Origin of the sequence: Micromonospora sp. R77, assembly GCF_022747945.1 — a bacterium.
Taxonomy (GTDB): Bacteria; Actinomycetota; Actinomycetes; order Mycobacteriales; family Micromonosporaceae; genus Micromonospora.
In genome coordinates this window covers 5,126,951-5,142,169 of sequence record NZ_JALDST010000001.1, presented here as the reverse complement: position 1 = coordinate 5,142,169, position 15,219 = coordinate 5,126,951, and the positions used below count along the sequence as shown (strand labels likewise).

The following is a 15,219-nucleotide window of genomic DNA, read 5'->3' as shown; positions in this document are numbered from 1 at the left end:
CCGCCGGGCCCCTCGGGTCGGGTCACCGCCGGCCGGCGTGCGCCGCCTTGACGGTCGGTTCCGGCTTGGCGGCCGGTTCCGGCTTGGCAGTCGGTTCCGGCTTGGCAGTCGGTTCCGGCTTGACGGCGGGCGCGACGGTGATCGGGATCTCGCGGGCGGTCGGCTCGGTCTGGCCGACGGTCGCGGTGATCTCGAGGATGCCGTTCGCGTACCGGGCGGTGATGGTCTCCTCCCGGACTCCCGCCGGCAGCGGGACCAGCCGGGAGAAGGAGCCGTAGTGGAACTCGGAGTGGACCTTGTCGGTGTGGCTCTCCCGGCGGACCACGTCCAGCCGCAGGGTGTCGCCGGTACGGGTGATCCGCACGTCCTTCGTCGGGTCGATGCCGGGCAGTTCGGCGCGGACGACGTACCGGTCGCCGTCGAGGTAGTCCTCGACCCGGATGGTGGGCGCCAGCATCGGCAGCCAGGACAGGTTCGTCCAGTCGAACGGCGCCAGGGCACCGCCGCGGAACTTGGTGGAAGTGGACATCTCCGACCTCCTTGTCGATCGTCCTGAGTCCCATCCGACTCCCGATCCGCCGCCGGCGTCAGGGCCGATGGTCCCGGGCCGCGCGGGCGCAACGCCTCTGCCACCTGGCCTTCCCGGGGACGACGGTGGAGCGGGACGGTGCGCGTCGGGCGCGCGCCCGCAGGACGGAGGCCAGCGGTGGGCACAGTCGGTACGACGATCGGCCGCCCCGGGGACACCGCCGACCGGGTGGTCGAGGTACCGGCGACCGGCCTCAGCACGGCCACCGCGCAGGCGCGCCTGCGTACCGAGGGGCCGAACCAGGTCGCCGCGCCGCCCCGCCGGCACCTGGCCGTCCGGGTCCTGCACCAGCTCACCGACCCGCTGGTCGCGCTGCTGCTCGCCGCCGCCGTGGTCACCACGGTGCTCGGCGACCATCCGGACACCGCGGTGATCCTGCTGGTGGTCGCCGTGAACACCGCCATCGGGGTGGTGCAGGAGCTGCGCGCCGACCGGGCGATCGCGGCGCTGGACCAGCTCGCCGCGCCGACCGCCCGGGTGGTCCGCGACGGACAGGACGTGATCCTGCCCGCCGCCGAGGTGGTCCGCGACGACCTGGTCCGGGTCGAGGCGGGCGACGTCGTACCGGCGGACCTGCTGCTGACGGAGGCCAACCGGCTGCGGCTGGACGAGTCGGCGCTGACCGGCGAGGCGGTGCCGGTGGCAGGGGACGCCGGCGAGGAACTCTCCGCCGGCACGGTGGTCGCCATCGGCCGGGGCACCGGGGTGGTGCTGCGCACCGGTCCGGCCAGCGCGCTGGGCCGGATCAGCGGCCTGGTCGCCGGGACCCGGCCCGGCCCCACCCCGCTGCAGCGCCGGCTGGCCGGCCTCGGTCGGGTCCTCGGGCTGGCGGCGGTGCTGCTGTCCGGGCTGGTCTTCGTCGTCGGGGTGGCCGGCGGGCGGCCGGTGGTGCAGATGGCGGTCACCGCGGTCAGCCTGGTGGTGGCGGCGGTGCCCGAGTCGCTGCCCGCCGTGGTGACCCTGGCCCTGGCGCTGGGCGCCCGGCGGATGGCCCGGTCCCGGGCCATCCCCCGCCGGCTGCACGCGGTGGAGACGCTCGGCTCGGTGACGGTGATCGCGTCGGACAAGACCGGCACCCTCACCCAGGGGCGGATGGCGGTGCAGCGGGCGGTCACCGTCGACGGCGCCGGCTACACGGTCACCGGCACCGGCTACGCCCCCGAGGGCGTGGTGCGGCAGCGGGGCGAGCGGGTCGTCGTACCCGACGAGCTGCGCCGCCTGGCGCGGGCCGGACTGCTCTGCAACGACGCCGCGCTGGCGCCGCCGGACGACCGGCGGCCGGAGTGGACCGCCGTCGGCGACCCGCTGGAGGCGGCGTTGGTGGCCTTCGCGGCCCGGTGCGGCCTGGACCCGGACGCCACCCGCGCGGCCTGGCCCCGGGTCGCCGAGCACCCTGTTCGACCAGGACACCCGACGGATGACCACGGTGCACCGCGGCTGCGACCAGGGCTGGCTGGTGGTCTGCAAGGGCGCGCCGGAGAACGTGCTGGTCGCACCGCTGGTCGACGCGCCCGCCGTGGAACTGGCGGAGCTGACCGAGCCGGCGCACTGGCTGGCGGCGGAAGGGCTGCGGGTGCTCGCCGTGGCCGGTGGGCTGGTGGGCACCGCACCCGACCCGGCCGCGCCGGTGGGGCTGCGCCCGGTGGGCCTGGTCGCGGTGGGCGACCCGCTGCGCGCCGGGGCCGCCGAGCTCGCCGACAGCTTCGACCGGGCCGGCGTACGCCTGCTCCTGGTCACCGGTGACCACCTGGCCACCGCCGCCGCGATCGGCGGCCAGCTCGGCCTGTGGCGCGACGGCGACCCGGTGGTCCGGGGCGACGACGGCGACCCGGCCGGCGCGGACCCGGCGGCCCGGGTGTTCGCCCGCACCCAGCCGGACCAGAAGCTGGACATCGTCGCCGGGCTCCAGGCCCGGGGGCACGTGGTGGCGATGACCGGCGACGGCGTCAACGACGCCCCGGCCCTGCGCCGCGCCGACATCGGGGTGGCGATGGGCGGCGGCACCGAGGTGGCCCGGCAGGCCGCCGACCTGGTGCTGGTCGACGACGACCTGGCCGTGGTGGCCGCCGCGATCGGCGAGGGGCGGCGGATCTACGACAACATCCGCCGGTTCCTGCGTTACGCCCTGGCCGGTGGGGTCGCGGAGATCGTGGTGATGCTGGCCGGCCCGCTGTTCGGGCTGGCGCTGCCGCTGCTGCCGGCGCAGATCCTCTGGATCAACCTGCTCACCCACGGAGTGCCCGGGGTGGCACTCGGCGCGGAACCGGCGGAGCCGGGCACGTTGCGCCGCCCGCCCCGCTCCCCGCAGGAGTCGGTGCTCGGCGCGGGTCTGGGGCGGGACGTGCTGCTCACCGGCGGCCTGATCGCCGCGGTGACGCTCGGCGCCGGGGTGGTCGCCGCGCACGCCGACCGGCCGTGGCAGTCGGTGGTCTTCCTGGTGCTCGGGCTGGCCCAGCTCGGGGTGGCCCTGGCGGTCCGCGCCCGCCGCCCCGCGAACGCCTGCCGGGGCAACCCCGGTCTGCTGGTGGCGGTGGCGCTCTCCGCGCTGCTCCAGGTCGGCGGGGTGCTCGTCGGCCCGCTGCGGGCACTGCTCGGCACCGCCCCGCTCGGCGCGGTGGAGCTGCTGGCCTGCGCGGTCGTCGCGGCGCTGCCCGGGCTCGTGCTGCGACTGACCCGGCGGTGGCGCTGAGGACGGGACGATGGTCCCGGCACCGCCGGGACCGCCGGCCCTGCCCGGTTCGGCGGCCCCGGCGCAGGCTGGAGACGGAACCAGAAGGAGGACGTCATGACCAGCAGATCCGGTGCCCCGTCGTGGTGGGCGTGGACGGTTCCCCCTCAGCTCTGGACGCGGTGCGGGTGGCCGCGCGGAGGCGGCGGCCCGGCACCGGCCGCTGCGGGTGGTGCACGCCTTCAGCTGGCCGTTGCTCGGCACGCCGCTCGGGCCGGTGCCCGGCGGCCTGCCCGACTCCGGCCTCCGGCCGCAGGCCGAGAGCCTGCTCGACGAGGCGGTCGACGAGGCCCGCAAGGTCTCCGCCGAGCTGGCGGTGACCGGTGAGCTGGTCGACGGCGCCCCGGCCGCCGTGCTGCGCCGGGAGAGCCGGGACGCCGCCCTGCTGGTGCTCGGGCACCGGGGACTGGGTGGCTTCGCCGACCTGCTGGTGGGTTCGGTGGCGATCCAGGTGACCGCCCGGGCCGACTGCCCGGTGCTGGTGGTACGCGGTGAGGCACGCGCCGACGGCCCGGTGGTGGTGGGCGTGGACGGCTCGCCACTGTCGCACGAGGCGATCGGGTTCGCCTTCGCCGAGGCCGCACAGCGCGGCACCACCCTGGTCGCGGTGCACGCCTGGCTCTATCCGGCGCCGGTCGGCCCCGGCGACATCGTGCCCCTGGTGTACGACGTGGCGGAACTGCGCGGCGAGGAGGAGCGGGTGCTCGTCGAGTCCCTCTCCGGCTGGTCCGAGCGCTACCCCGAGGTACCCGTACGGCACCGGCTGGTGCCCGGCGCGCCGGCCCGGGTGCTGGTCGAGGAGTCCACCGACGCGCAGCTGACCGTGGTCGGCGCGCACGGCCGGGGCGCCCTCGGCGGGTTGCTGCTCGGCTCGGTGAGCCACGCGGTCCTGCACCACGCCCGCAGCCCGCTGGTCATCGTCCGGCACCGCAAGGACGGCGGCGACTCCTGACCGTTGCCCCTGCCCACCCGTCCGCGTCGGCCACCTGCCCGAAGGCCGACGCGGACGGCCGTGTCCGGAGTTCGCGGAGGCGGCCGGCGGGCGGTGGCGGCGCAAATGCGGGGCGGAGGCGGCGGTGGCGTCCACAATGACCTGACCGACCTCTGGGAGTTGTCTGATGAACCGACCTGTCGTGGTGGGCGTCGACGGATCGCCGGCCAGCCTGGTCGCCGCGGAGCACGCGGCACAGGCGGCGCACCGGCGCTCCCGCCCGCTGCACCTGGTGCACGGCTACCTGCACCCGCTCGGCTACGGCGTGCCGCTCAACCCGTACGACCTCGGGGTGCCGGCGCCCACCGAGGAGGCGCAGAAGATGCTCGAACAGACCGCCGCCGACCTGGTGGAGCGGCATCCCGGGCTGACCGTCCAGGTGCGTCAGGTGGCCGGCGGCCCGGGTGCCGCCCTGGTGGAGGAGTCCCGCCGGGCCGACCTGGTGGTGGTGGGCAGCCGGGGGGTGGGCGGCTTCGCCGGGCTGCTGCTCGGCTCGGTCAGCACCCAGGTGGCGCTGCACGCGCACTGTCCGGCGCTGGTGGTCCGCCCCGCCGAGCAGCCGATCCCGGTCGGCGGCCCGGTGCTGGCCGGGGTGGACGGTTCGGAGTCGGCGGCGCTCGCCGCGCGGCTCGCCGCCGACGAGGCGGTCCGCCGCGGCACTCCCCTGGTGCTGGTGCACGTCCTGCCCACCGAGGACGGGCACGGGGTGCCCGACGAGGTGGCCGAGTCCGGGGCGGCCGGGCACGCCGAGGCGGCCGACCTGCTCGCCGGCACGGCGTCCCGGATCCGCTCCGACCACCCGGGGCTGGCCGTCGAGGAACGGACGGCTCGGGCGGCGAAGCCGGAACAGGAGCTGATCTCCGCGAGCGGGCAGGCGGCGCTGGTGGTGATCGGCTCGCGGGGCCGGGCGGCTTCGCCGGGCTGCTGCTCGGCTCGGTCAGCCAGGCCGTGGTGCAGCACGCGCACTGCCCGGTGCTGGTCGCCCACCCGCACGAGCCGGCCGGCTGAGCACCGTCCGGCGACCGAGCACGGGCCGCCGGCGGCGCCGGGCGTACCGGATCGGTGGTCGGGGCCGGAGCGCGGTCCGCCGGCCGCTCCGGTGCGGAACGGCCGGCGGGCCGGGGTGTCGGGGCGGCCCGGTCAGGCCGGGTCGCGACCGGCGAGCAGGTCGGTGAAGGTGGTGGTGAGGGCGAACGGGTCGGCCGGGCCGGTGGCGGCCGGACGCCGGTCCACCTGGTCGGCCAGCTCGACGCCGGCCCGGCGGATGCGGGCCCGCAGCGCGCCGTCGGCGCCCTCGCCGGACCAGTCCTCCGGCGCGGCGAACACCGCCGTGGGCACGACCACCGCCCGCAGGTAGCCGAACATCGGCCGGAGCGCGTGGTCCAGCGCCAGGGAGTGCCGGGCGGTGCCGCCGGTCGCGCCGATGAGCACCGGCCGGTCGCCGAGGGCACCCGGGTCCAGCACGTCGAAGAAGGACTTGAACAGGCCGTTGTAGGAGGCGTTGAAGATCGGCGTGACGGCGATGACGCCGTCCGCGCCGGCCACCGTGTCCAGCGCCTCCCGCAGCGCCGCCGACGGGAATCCGGTCAGCAGGTGGTTCACCACGTCGTGGGCGTGCTCGCGTAGCTCCACCGGGCGGATCTCCACCTCGGCGCCGCGCCGGACCAGCTCGTCGCGGGTGGCCGCGGCGAGCCGGTCGGCCAGCAGCCGGGTCGACGAGGGCTGGCCGAGACCGGCCGAGACCACGGCGAGGGTACGGCGGGTCATCGCTCCTCCTTCGCGCCGGTCAGGCTCGCCTCCCGGGCGGCGACCAGCGACGCGTGGGTCGGTGCCACCGGCACGTCGGCCGGTCGTCTCGCGTCGAACTCCTTGCGCAGCACCGGGATCACCTCCTCGCCGAGCAGGTCGAGCTGCTCCAGCACGGTCTTCAGCGGCAGGCCCGCGTGGTCCACGAGGAACAGCTGGCGCTGGTAGTCACCGACGTACTCGCGGAAGCCGAGCGTGCGGTCGATGACCTGCTGCGGGCTGCCGACGGTCAGCGGGGTCTCCCGGCTGAACTCCTCCAGCGACGGCCCGTGCCCGTAGACCGGGGCGTTGTCGAAGTACGGCCGGAACTCGCGGACCGCGTCCTGCGAGTTGCGCCGGACGAAGACCTGCCCGCCGAGCCCGACGATGGCCTGCTCCGGCGTGCCGTGCCCGTAGTGGGCGAAGCGCTCCCGGTAGAGGCCGACCATCCGCTCGGTGTGCTCCTTGGGCCAGAAGATGTGGTTGGCGAAGAAGCCGTCGCCGTAGTAGGCGGCCTGCTCGGCGATCTCCGGGCTGCGGATGGAGCCGTGCCAGACGAACGGGGGCACGCCGTCGAGCGGTCGCGGCGTCGAGGTGAACGACTGCAGCGGGGTGCGGAAGCGCCCCTTCCAGTCCACCACGTCCTCGCGCCACAGCCGGTGCAGCAGGTCGTAGTTCTCGATGGCGAGCGGGATGCCGGTGCGGATGTCCTGGCCGAACCACGGGTAGACCGGCCCGGTGTTGCCGCGACCCAGCATCAGGTCGACCCGGCCGTCGGCCAGGTGCTGGAGCGTCGCGTAGTCCTCGGCGATCTTCACCGGGTCGTTGGTGGTGATCAGCGTGGTCGAGGTGGACAGCAGCAGCCGCTCGGTCCGCGCGGCGAGGTGACCGAGCAGCGTGGTGGGCGACGAGGGCACGAAGGGCGGGTTGTGGTGCTCGCCGGTGGCGAACACGTCGAGGCCGACCTCCTCGGCCTTGAGCGCGATGGCCACCGTGGCCTTGATCCGCTCATGCTCGGTCGGTGCCCGACCGGTGGTCGGGTCGACCGTGACGTCGCCGACGGTGAAGACTCCGAACTGCATGACGCGCTCCTCGGGTGACTCCCCGGACCGGTGCGTCCGGGTCGCCCGCCACAACATACTTGACGAGTCAACTATTCCGTCGGGGCGGTCGGTCGGCGCCGGGTGCGGGGCACGTGCCGGCGGTAGGCGCTCACCGTGGGGTCGCCGGCGATCCAGAACCGCCACGGCACGTCGTGCGCGCCGGTCACGCCCACCCGGGGGCCGGCCTCGACCGCCGGGTTGGGCACCGGGGCGGGAGCGGGGCGCAGCCGTACCGGACCGTCCGCCAGCAGGTCGGCACCGTAGGCCGCGCGGTCGATGCCGAGCGTGGCGCAGAGCCGGGCCGGGCCGCGCGCCAGGTCCACGTCCCGGCGTACGGCGGGCGCCGGGCCCGCGCGACGTCGAGCCCGTCGACCACCGCACCGGCGCGCAGCAGCACCGCCGACGCCTCGCCGTCGGGGCCGGTCACCACGTTCACGCACCAGTGCATGCCGTAGGTGAAGTAGACGTAGGCGTGCCCGGCCGGCCCGAACATCACCGCGTTGCGGGGCGTGCGCCCCCGGTGGGCGTGCGAGGCCGGGTCACCGGCCGTGCCCGCGTACGCCTCGGTCTCGGTGATCCGGACGGTCACGTCGTTGGCGGTCAGGGTGCAGCCGAGCAGGCCCCGCGCGGCGGGCACCACCTGGCCGGCGAGCAGGTCGGCCAGTTCGGCGTCGGTGGCCGGGTCGACGGTGGTCATGGTCCGACCCTAACCGGCGGCCGGAGCACGAGCAGGATTTGCTTTCAACGGGGTGTTGACAAAATGTCGTTCAAAGCGTTCTGATGGAGCGCATGGTCACCTTGGACAACGACCCGTTCACCGCTCCGGATGCTGCCCAGGCGCGGGCGCACCGCAACTACGCGGCGCTGCTGCGGATCGCCGAACGGCACGCGGGCAGCGACGCCCGACGCCGCCGTTACGCGCACCCGGACGTGCCGGACGCGTACGAGTCGGCGACGCTGGTGATGGCGCTGGCCGGCGGCGCGGAGCTGGCGCCCGGCGAGGAGCCGGTCGACCAGGCGGACCTGATGGCCGCACTGACCCTGATCCCGCACGTCCGCGCCGAGGTGGACGCGCTGGAGGCGGGGCTGCTGCAGGCGGCACGGGGGCGCGGCATGACCTGGCAGGCGATCGCCTTCGGCCTGGGCCTGGGCAGCGCCCAGGCGGCCCGCCAGCGCTACGAACGCCTCGCCGTCCGCACCGGCACCGCCGACTGACCGCGCGACCCCGCGACCCCGCGACCCCGCGACCCTCGAGCCCGCGGCGATCAAGGAGTTGCGGTGCCGCGCGAAGCGGACATCACTGACGAAACTGGCACCACAAGTCCAAGATCGGCGAGGCCGTGGGGCTGCCGGCGGGGTGGGGAGGCGGTTGTGCGGCGGGCGGAGGTGCGGGCGTACTGCCTGGACAAGCCGGGGGCGTGGCTGGACCGGCCCTGGGAGGGCGACGAGGTGGTGAAGGTGGGCAGCCGGATCTTCGCGTTCCTCGGCTCCCTCGACGGTGAGCCACGGGTGGGCGTCAAGTGCGGCCCGAACCGGGACGTCGCCGACGAGTGGCTGCACCGGTTCCCGGCCGACGCGAAGCCGTTGGCGTACCTCGGCCGGTCCGGCTGGAACTCGCTGCGGCTCGACGGCGCGATCGACGACGACGAGCTGATCGACGCCGTCGACGGGTCGTACGACGCGGTGGTGGCGAAGCTGCCGAAACGCGAGCGGCCGACGGCCTGAGGGCCGGCGCGGATGGCTCTCCCCCGCGCCGGCCCGACGCGCTCAGCGCGGGACGACCCGCTCGGTGGCCCAGTCCCGCCAGCCGGCCAGCCGGTCCGCGGCGGCCGCGAGCTGGTCGGCGACCGGGCCGGGCCCGGTGGAGCCGGGCGTGGTCCGGGCGGCGAGCGCCGAGCGGACCGAGAGCACGTCCCGCACCGACGGGTCGAGGTGCTCGCTCACCGTGGCCAGGTCGGCGTCGGAGACCTCGTCCAGGGCGCAGTCGCGGGCCACGCAGAGCGCGACCAGCTTGCCGGTGATCTCGTGCGCGTCGCGGAACGGCACCCCCCGGCGGACCAGCCAGTCGGCGACCTCGGTGGCGAGCGAGAAGCCGACCGGCGCGGCGGCGACGAGCCGGTCCACCCGGACGGTCATCGTGGAGATCATCCCGGCCAGGGCCGGCAGCAGCAGCTCCAGGGTGTCGACCGCGTCGAAGGCCGGCTCCTTGTCCTCCTGCATGTCCCGGTCGTAGGTCATCGGCAGGCCCTTGAGCATGGTGAGCACGCTCATCAGTCCGCCCACGAGGCGGCCGGACTTGCCCCGGGCCAGCTCGGCGATGTCCGCGTTCTTCTTCTGCGGCATGATCGACGAGCCGGTGGCGAAGGCGTCGTCCAGCTCGACCCAGCCGAACTCGTGCGACGTCCAGAGCACCACCTCCTCGCCGAGGCGGGACAGGTGCACCCCGATCAGCGCGGTGGCGAAGAGGAACTCCGCGACGAAGTCCCGGTCGGCCACCGCGTCCATCGAGTTGGCGAAGGAGGTGCGGAAGCCCAGCTCCCGGGCCACCGCCACCGGGTCGAGCGGCAGCCCGGAACCGGCCAGCGCGCCCGCACCGAGCGGGCTGACCGCCGCCCGCTCGTCCCAGTCCCGCAGCCGCTCCAGGTCACGCAGCAACGGCTGCACGTGGGCCAGCAGCCAGTGCCCGAAGGTGACCGGCTGGGCGTGCTGCAGGTGGGTCATGCCGGGCGCGGCGGTGTCCACGTGCCGTTCGGCCTGCTCGACCAGCGCCTCGGCCAGCTCGACCAGCCGGACGGCCACCCCCCGGGCGTGGTCCCGCAGATAGAGCCGCAGGTCGGTGGCGACCTGGTCGTTGCGGGACCGGCCGGCGCGCAGCTTGCCGCCGAGGCTGCCGAGCCGCTCCAGCAGGCCCCGCTCCAGGGCGGTGTGCACGTCCTCGTCGTCGATGGTCGGCCGGAACTGCCCGGAGGCGCAGGCCGCCTCCAGGTCGTCCAGCGCGGCCAGGATCCGCCCCAACTCCTCGGGGTCGAGCAGGCCGGCGCCCGCGAGCACCCGGGCGTGCGCCCGGGAGCCGGCGATGTCGTACGGGGCGAGGCGCCAGTCGAACTGCACGCTCACCGACAGCCGCGCGAGGGCCTCGGCGGGGCCGCCGGCGAACCGGCCGCCCCAGAGGCTCGTCCGGTTGGCGGCGGCACTGTTCTCGGTCAGGCTCTTGTCGTCCACCCCGCCCATTGTGGTGCCCATGGTCAGTGGCCACCCAACCGGGCGTCCCGAGCGGCGGCCATCTTGCTGGGCAGGCCCCACAGCTGCACGAAGCCCTTGGCCAGCGACTGGTCGAAGGTGTCTCCGGTGTCGTAGGTGGCCATGCCGAAGTCGTACAGGCTGGCCTCGGAGCGCCGGCCGGTGACGGTGGCCCGGCCGCCGTGCAGGGTGAGGCGCACCTCGCCGGAGACGTGCCGCTGGGCGTCGTCGATGAACGCGTCCAGGCTGTCCTTCAGCGGCGAGAACCAGAGGCCGTCGTAGACCAGCTCGCCCCAGCGCTGGTCGACGCCGCGCTTGAACCGGGCCAGGTCCCGCTCGACGGTGACCGCCTCCAGCTCCTGATGGGCGGTGATCAGGGCGATCGCGCCGGGAGCCTCGTACACCTCACGGCTCTTGATGCCGACGAGGCGGTCCTCGACCATGTCGAGCCGGCCAACACCCTGCTGTCCTGCGCGACGATTCAATTCCAGGATCGCCTGGTACGGGGTGACGGTCTCGCCGTCCACCGCGACCGGTACGCCGGCGTCGAAGGTGATCACGACCTCGTCGGCGTCGCGCTCCTGGGCCGGGTCCGAGGTGTACGAGTACAGGTCCTCGATCGGGCCGTTCCAGATGTCCTCCAGGAAGCCGGTCTCCACCGCGCGACCCCACAGGTTCTGGTCGATGGAGTACGGCGACTTGGCCGACACGTCGATCGGCAGGCCCTTCTCCTCGGCGAAGGCGATGGCCTTGTCCCGGGTCCAGGCGAAGTCCCGGGCCGGCGCGACGATCTTCAGGTCGGGGGCGAGCGCACCCAGGCCGACCTCGAAGCGGACCTGGTCGTTGCCCTTGCCGGTGCAGCCGTGCGACACGATGGTGCCGTGGTGCTTGCGGGCCGCCGCGACCAGGTGCTTGACGATCAGCGGCCGGGACAGCGCGGAGACCAGCGGGTAGCGGTCCATGTAGAGGGCGTTGGCCCGGATCGCCGGCAGGCAGTACTCGGCGGCGAACTCGTCGCGCGCGTCGACCACCTCGGACTCGACGGCACCGCAGTCCAGGGCGCGTTGCCGGATGGCGTTCAGGTCCTCGCCGCCCTGCCCGACGTCGACCGCGACCGCGATCACCTCGGCGCCGGTCTGCTCGGCGAGGTAGGGAATGGCGACGGAGGTGTCGAGACCTCCGGAGTAGGCAAGGACGACCCGCTCGGTCATGATGTGGCGTTCCCTTCAGCGTTGTCTTCCCGGCGGGCCCAGCCGGCGAGCTTGTCGCCGAGCGCGGCCCCGCCGAGGGCCTCGCGGGCCACGACGAGGATGGTGTCGTCGCCGGCGATGGTGCCGACGATCTCGGGCAGGCCCGCTCGGTCCAACGCGCTGGCCAGGTAGTGGGCGGCGCCCGGCGGGGTGCGCAGCACGGCGATGTTGCCGCTCGCGTCGACCCCGTTGAGCAGCTCGTGCAGCAGCCGGACGAGCCGGGCCGGCGCCGCCTCGGCGTCCCGCAGCGGCCGGTGGCCGTCCTCGGGGATGAGATAGACACCCCGCCCGTCACCGCCGCGCGCGGTCACCGCCCCCAGTTCCTTCAGGTCCCGGGACAGGGTGGCCTGGGTGACCTGGATGCCGTCGGCGGCGAGCAGGTCGGCCAGCTCCGGCTGCGAGTGGATCGCCGTGTCGCGGATCAGCTCGACGATCCGGGCGTGCCGGGCGGCGCGGGTCAGTGGGGCGGTCATGAGGAGGCCTCCAGGAGAAACGTCAGCAGCGCCTTCTGGGCGTGCAGGCGATTCTCCGCCTGGTCGAAGACCGCGCTGCGCGGCCCGTCGAGCACCTCGTCGGTGATCTCCTCGCCCCGGTGGGCGGGCAGGCAGTGCAGCACGATCACGTCCGGTCCGGCCGCGTCGAGCAGCGCGTCGTTGACCTGGTACGGCCGGAACGGGGTGATCCGGTCGAGCCCGTCGGACTCCTGGCCCATCGAGGTCCAGGTGTCGGTGGCCACCACGTCGGCGTCGCGGACCGCCTCGACCGGGTCGGTGAGCACCCGGACCGATCCGCCGGTGCCCGCCGCGATCTTCGCGGCCCGGGTCACCACCTCCGGGTCGGGCTGGAAGCCGGCCGGCCCGGCGACCCGGACGTGCATCCCGGCGGTCGCCCCGGCCAGCAGGTACGACTGCGCCATGTTGTTCGCCGCGTCCCCCACGTACGCCAGGGCCCGCCCGGCGGTGCCGCCGAACCGCTCGCGGACGGTGACCAGGTCGGCCAGCAACTGGCAGGGGTGATAGTCGTCGGTGAGCGCGTTGACCACCGGGACGGTCGCGTGCGAGGCGACCTCGGCGATCCGGTCGTCGCCGTGGGTGCGCAGGACGATCGCCGCGACGTAACGCGACAGCACCCGCCCGGCGTCGGCCAGGGTCTCGCCGCGCCCGAAGTGGGTGACCTGGGTGTCCACCACGAGGGGATGGCCGCCCAGCTCGGCGATGCCCACGTCGAAGGAGATCCGGGTCCGCAGGCTCTGCTTGTCGAAGAGCACCGCCACCGACCGCGGCCCGGCCAGCGGCTGGTGGCCGAACCGGTCGGCCTTCATCCGGACGGCCAGGTCGAGCACCTCCGCCTGCTCGGCCGGCGTCAGGTCGTCGTCCCGCAGGAAGTGCCGGATCACGCGTCCACCTCGGTGGTGATGGGAGTGCTGGCCGGTGACGCGGTGTCGAGGGCGGCCGGGAGGGCGGCCAGGAAGGCGTCGACCTGGTCGGCGGTGAGGATCAGCGGCGGGGCGAGCCGGACCACGTCCGGCTGCACCGGGTTGACCAGGAAGCCCGCGTCGCGCAGGGCGGCGGTCACCGGACCGGAGACCGGCGCGGTGAGCACGATGCCGAGCAGCAGCCCGGCCCCGCGCACCTGCGCCACCAGCGGGTGGCCGAGCGCCTCGACGCCCCGCCGCAGCCGCTCACCGACCCGCTTGACGTGGTCGAGCAGACCCTCGCTGGCGATGGTGGAGATGACCGCGAGGGCCGCCGCGCAGCTGACCGGGTTGCCGCCGAAGGTGGTGCCGTGCGAGCCGGGGCCGAGCAGCTCGGCGGCCGGTCCGAAGGCCAGGCAGGCGCCGATCGGCAGACCGCCGCCGAGCCCCTTGGCCAGGGTGACGACGTCCGGCTCCACGCCCTCGGCCTGGTGGGCGAACCAGTGCCCGGTCCGGCCGACGCCGGTCTGCACCTCGTCGAGGACCAGCAGCGCGCCGTGCCGGCCGGTGATCCGGCGGGCCTCGGCGAGATAGCCGGCGGGCGGCACGACGACACCGTTCTCGCCCTGGATCGGCTCCAGGATCACCATCGCGGTGGCGTCGGTGACGGCCGCGTCGAGGGCGGCGGTGTCGCCGTACGGGACGTGGGTGACGTCGCCGGGGAGGGGACGGAACGGGTCGGCCTTCGCCGGCTGGCCGGTGAGCGCGAGCGCACCCATGGTCCGGCCGTGGAAGCCACCCGTCGCGGCGACCACGTGGGACCGGCCGGTGAGCCGGGACAGCTTGAACGCCGCCTCGTTGGCCTCCGCGCCGGAGTTGGCGAGGAAGACCCGGCCGGGGCGGCCGGCGAGCGCCAGCAGCAGCTCGGCGAGGGCCACCGGCGGCTCGGCGACGAAGAGGTTCGACACGTGGCCGAGGGTGGCGACCTGCTTCGACACGGCCGCCACCACGGCCGGGTGGGCGTGGCCGAGCGCGTTCACCGCGATACCGCCGAGCAGGTCGACGTACTCCCGGCCGGTCTCGTCGGTGACCACCGCGCCGGCGCCGGCGACCAGCGCGAGCGGCGGGGTGCCGTAGTTGTCCATCATGGCCTGGCCCCAGCGTTCCACCAGCGTGCTCATGACCCGACCGAGCCTTCGTTGTTCGCGGCTGCGGGGCTCGCAGGCTCACTCCTCGCGCTCACGACCATCGTGCCGAATCCTTCCGAGGTGAACACTTCGAGCAGGGTGGAGTGGGCGACCCGGCCGTCGACGACGTGCGCGGCGGGCACTCCCTGACGCACCGCCCGCAGGCAGGCCTCCATCTTGGGGACCATCCCGGACTCCAGGGAGGGCAGCAGCTTCGCCAGGTCGTCGGTGGTGATCTCGCTGACCAGGCTGGACGTGTCCGGCCAGTCCGCGTAGAGGCCGGGCACGTCGGTGAGGACGACCAGCTTGCGGGCGTCGAGGGCGACCGCCAGCGCGGCGGCGGCGGTGTCCGCGTTGAGGTTGTGCAGCACCCCGTCGACGTCCGGCGCGACCGTGGAGATCACCGGGATCCGGCCCGCCGCGATGAGGTCCGCCACCGCGGAGACGTCGACCGACTCGACGTCGCCCACCTGACCGACGTCGACCGGCTCCCCGTCCACGTACGCCGGGCGGCGCACCGCGGTGAACAGCCCGCCGTCCTCGCCGGAGAGGCCGACGGCGAACGGGCCGTACGCGTTGATCAGCCCGACCAGTTCCCGCCCGACCTGGCCGACCAGCACCATCCGGACGACGTCCATCGCCTCGGGGGTGGTGACCCGCAGGCCGCCCTTGAACTCGCTGGCGATGCCGAGCCGGCCCAGCATGGCGGAGATCTGCGGCCCGCCGCCGTGCACCACGACCGGCTTGAGGCCGGCGTAGCGCAGGAAGACCATGTCGGCGGTGAAGGCCCGCTGGAGCTCGGGGTCGACCATCGCGTTGCCGCCGTACTTGACGACGACGGTCGCACCGGAGAAGTCGGCCAGCCAGGGCAGCGCCTCGATCAGCGTCTCGGCCTTGGCCTGCGCCCGGGTGAGGTCCGCGGAGAGACTCAC

Annotated in this window: 13 protein-coding genes and 3 pseudogenes; 6 read left to right on the top strand and 10 right to left on the bottom strand. The window is 74.8% G+C overall.

Features of this window, described 5'->3' with window-relative positions; all coding sequences use genetic code 11:
* Positions 1-22: 22 nt before the first annotated feature.
* Positions 23-529 (bottom strand): Hsp20/alpha crystallin family protein, encoded by a 507-nt coding sequence (locus tag MRQ36_RS24240; protein WP_242798991.1) that lies wholly within the window; start codon positions 527-529, stop codon positions 23-25.
* 177 nt (positions 530-706) lie between these two features.
* Here MRQ36_RS24240 and MRQ36_RS24235 point away from each other — a divergent pair, with 177 nt between their 5' ends.
* From MRQ36_RS24235 to MRQ36_RS24220, 4 genes and pseudogenes are all read left to right on the top strand, one after another.
* Positions 707-2,332, top strand: coding sequence for an HAD-IC family P-type ATPase (locus tag MRQ36_RS24235; protein WP_242798989.1), 1,626 nt, complete (start codon positions 707-709; stop codon positions 2,330-2,332).
* Positions 2,217-3,278, top strand: a complete 1,062-nt coding sequence (locus MRQ36_RS24230) for an HAD-IC family P-type ATPase (protein WP_242801339.1) — start codon at positions 2,217-2,219, stop codon at positions 3,276-3,278. Before MRQ36_RS24235 ends, MRQ36_RS24230 begins: the two co-directional genes overlap by 116 nt.
* A gap of 96 nt (positions 3,279-3,374) precedes the next feature.
* Positions 3,375-4,269 (top strand): annotated as a pseudogene (locus tag MRQ36_RS24225) (universal stress protein).
* A 166-nt stretch (positions 4,270-4,435) separates the two neighbouring features.
* Positions 4,436-5,316, top strand: a pseudogene (locus MRQ36_RS24220) (universal stress protein).
* A gap of 132 nt (positions 5,317-5,448) precedes the next feature.
* Here MRQ36_RS24220 and MRQ36_RS24215 read toward each other — a convergent pair.
* From MRQ36_RS24215 to MRQ36_RS24205, 3 genes and pseudogenes are all read right to left on the bottom strand, one after another.
* Positions 5,449-6,075: an FMN reductase gene (locus MRQ36_RS24215; protein WP_242798987.1), complete on the bottom strand. Its 627-nt coding sequence runs from the start codon at positions 6,073-6,075 to the stop codon at positions 5,449-5,451.
* Positions 6,072-7,175, bottom strand: a complete 1,104-nt coding sequence (locus MRQ36_RS24210; RefSeq protein WP_242798985.1) for an LLM class flavin-dependent oxidoreductase — start codon at positions 7,173-7,175, stop codon at positions 6,072-6,074. The genes MRQ36_RS24215 and MRQ36_RS24210 overlap by 4 nt, the downstream gene beginning before the upstream one ends.
* Before the next feature lie 71 nt (positions 7,176-7,246).
* A pseudogene (locus MRQ36_RS24205) lies at positions 7,247-7,893 on the bottom strand (DNA-3-methyladenine glycosylase).
* Positions 7,894-7,985: 92 nt separating this feature from the next.
* Here MRQ36_RS24205 and MRQ36_RS24200 point away from each other — a divergent pair.
* Together MRQ36_RS24200 and MRQ36_RS24195 are read left to right on the top strand one after the other, a co-directional pair.
* Positions 7,986-8,411 (top strand): DNA-binding protein, encoded by a 426-nt coding sequence (locus MRQ36_RS24200; RefSeq protein WP_242798983.1) that lies wholly within the window; start codon positions 7,986-7,988, stop codon positions 8,409-8,411.
* A 156-nt stretch (positions 8,412-8,567) separates the two neighbouring features.
* Positions 8,568-8,921: an MmcQ/YjbR family DNA-binding protein gene (locus MRQ36_RS24195; RefSeq protein WP_242798981.1), complete on the top strand. Its 354-nt coding sequence runs from the start codon at positions 8,568-8,570 to the stop codon at positions 8,919-8,921.
* Between the two features lie 42 nt (positions 8,922-8,963).
* Here MRQ36_RS24195 and argH read toward each other — a convergent pair whose 3' ends face one another.
* The 6 genes from argH to argB are packed head-to-tail and all read right to left on the bottom strand — an operon-like array spanning position 8,964 to position 15,219.
* Positions 8,964-10,427, bottom strand: coding sequence for an argininosuccinate lyase (gene argH, locus MRQ36_RS24190; RefSeq protein WP_242801337.1), 1,464 nt, complete (start codon positions 10,425-10,427; stop codon positions 8,964-8,966).
* A 14-nt stretch (positions 10,428-10,441) separates the two neighbouring features.
* Positions 10,442-11,647 (bottom strand): argininosuccinate synthase, encoded by a 1,206-nt coding sequence (locus MRQ36_RS24185; RefSeq protein WP_242798979.1) that lies wholly within the window; start codon positions 11,645-11,647, stop codon positions 10,442-10,444.
* Positions 11,644-12,159, bottom strand: a complete 516-nt coding sequence (locus tag MRQ36_RS24180) for an arginine repressor (protein ID WP_242798977.1) — start codon at positions 12,157-12,159, stop codon at positions 11,644-11,646. The genes MRQ36_RS24185 and MRQ36_RS24180 overlap by 4 nt, the downstream gene beginning before the upstream one ends.
* Positions 12,156-13,082, bottom strand: coding sequence for an ornithine carbamoyltransferase (gene argF, locus MRQ36_RS24175; protein WP_242798975.1), 927 nt, complete (start codon positions 13,080-13,082; stop codon positions 12,156-12,158). The genes MRQ36_RS24180 and argF overlap by 4 nt, the downstream gene beginning before the upstream one ends.
* A complete protein-coding gene (locus tag MRQ36_RS24170) occupies positions 13,079-14,281 on the bottom strand; it encodes an acetylornithine transaminase (RefSeq protein ID WP_242798973.1) in 1,203 nt (400 codons plus the stop codon). The genes argF and MRQ36_RS24170 overlap by 4 nt, the downstream gene beginning before the upstream one ends.
* Positions 14,278-15,219, bottom strand: a complete 942-nt coding sequence (gene argB / locus MRQ36_RS24165; protein WP_242798971.1) for an acetylglutamate kinase — start codon at positions 15,217-15,219, stop codon at positions 14,278-14,280. The genes MRQ36_RS24170 and argB overlap by 4 nt, the downstream gene beginning before the upstream one ends.

What these genes read in the sequence shown, in the direction of transcription:
- MRQ36_RS24215 (WP_242798987.1), bottom strand. Translation starts at nt 6,075, where the DNA reads ATGACCCGCCGTACCCTCGCCGTGGTCTCGGCCGGTCTCGGCCAGCCC.
- MRQ36_RS24210 (WP_242798985.1), bottom strand. Translation starts at nt 7,175, where the DNA reads ATGCAGTTCGGAGTCTTCACCGTCGGCGACGTCACGGTCGACCCGACC.
- MRQ36_RS24240 (WP_242798991.1), bottom strand. Translation starts at nt 529, where the DNA reads ATGTCCACTTCCACCAAGTTCCGCGGCGGTGCCCTGGCGCCGTTCGAC.
- MRQ36_RS24185 (WP_242798979.1), bottom strand. Translation starts at nt 11,647, where the DNA reads ATGACCGAGCGGGTCGTCCTTGCCTACTCCGGAGGTCTCGACACCTCC.
- MRQ36_RS24200 (WP_242798983.1), top strand. Translation starts at nt 7,986, where the DNA reads ATGGTCACCTTGGACAACGACCCGTTCACCGCTCCGGATGCTGCCCAG.
- MRQ36_RS24170 (WP_242798973.1), bottom strand. Translation starts at nt 14,281, where the DNA reads ATGAGCACGCTGGTGGAACGCTGGGGCCAGGCCATGATGGACAACTAC.
- argH (WP_242801337.1), bottom strand. Translation starts at nt 10,427, where the DNA reads ATGGGCGGGGTGGACGACAAGAGCCTGACCGAGAACAGTGCCGCCGCC.
- MRQ36_RS24180 (WP_242798977.1), bottom strand. Translation starts at nt 12,159, where the DNA reads ATGACCGCCCCACTGACCCGCGCCGCCCGGCACGCCCGGATCGTCGAG.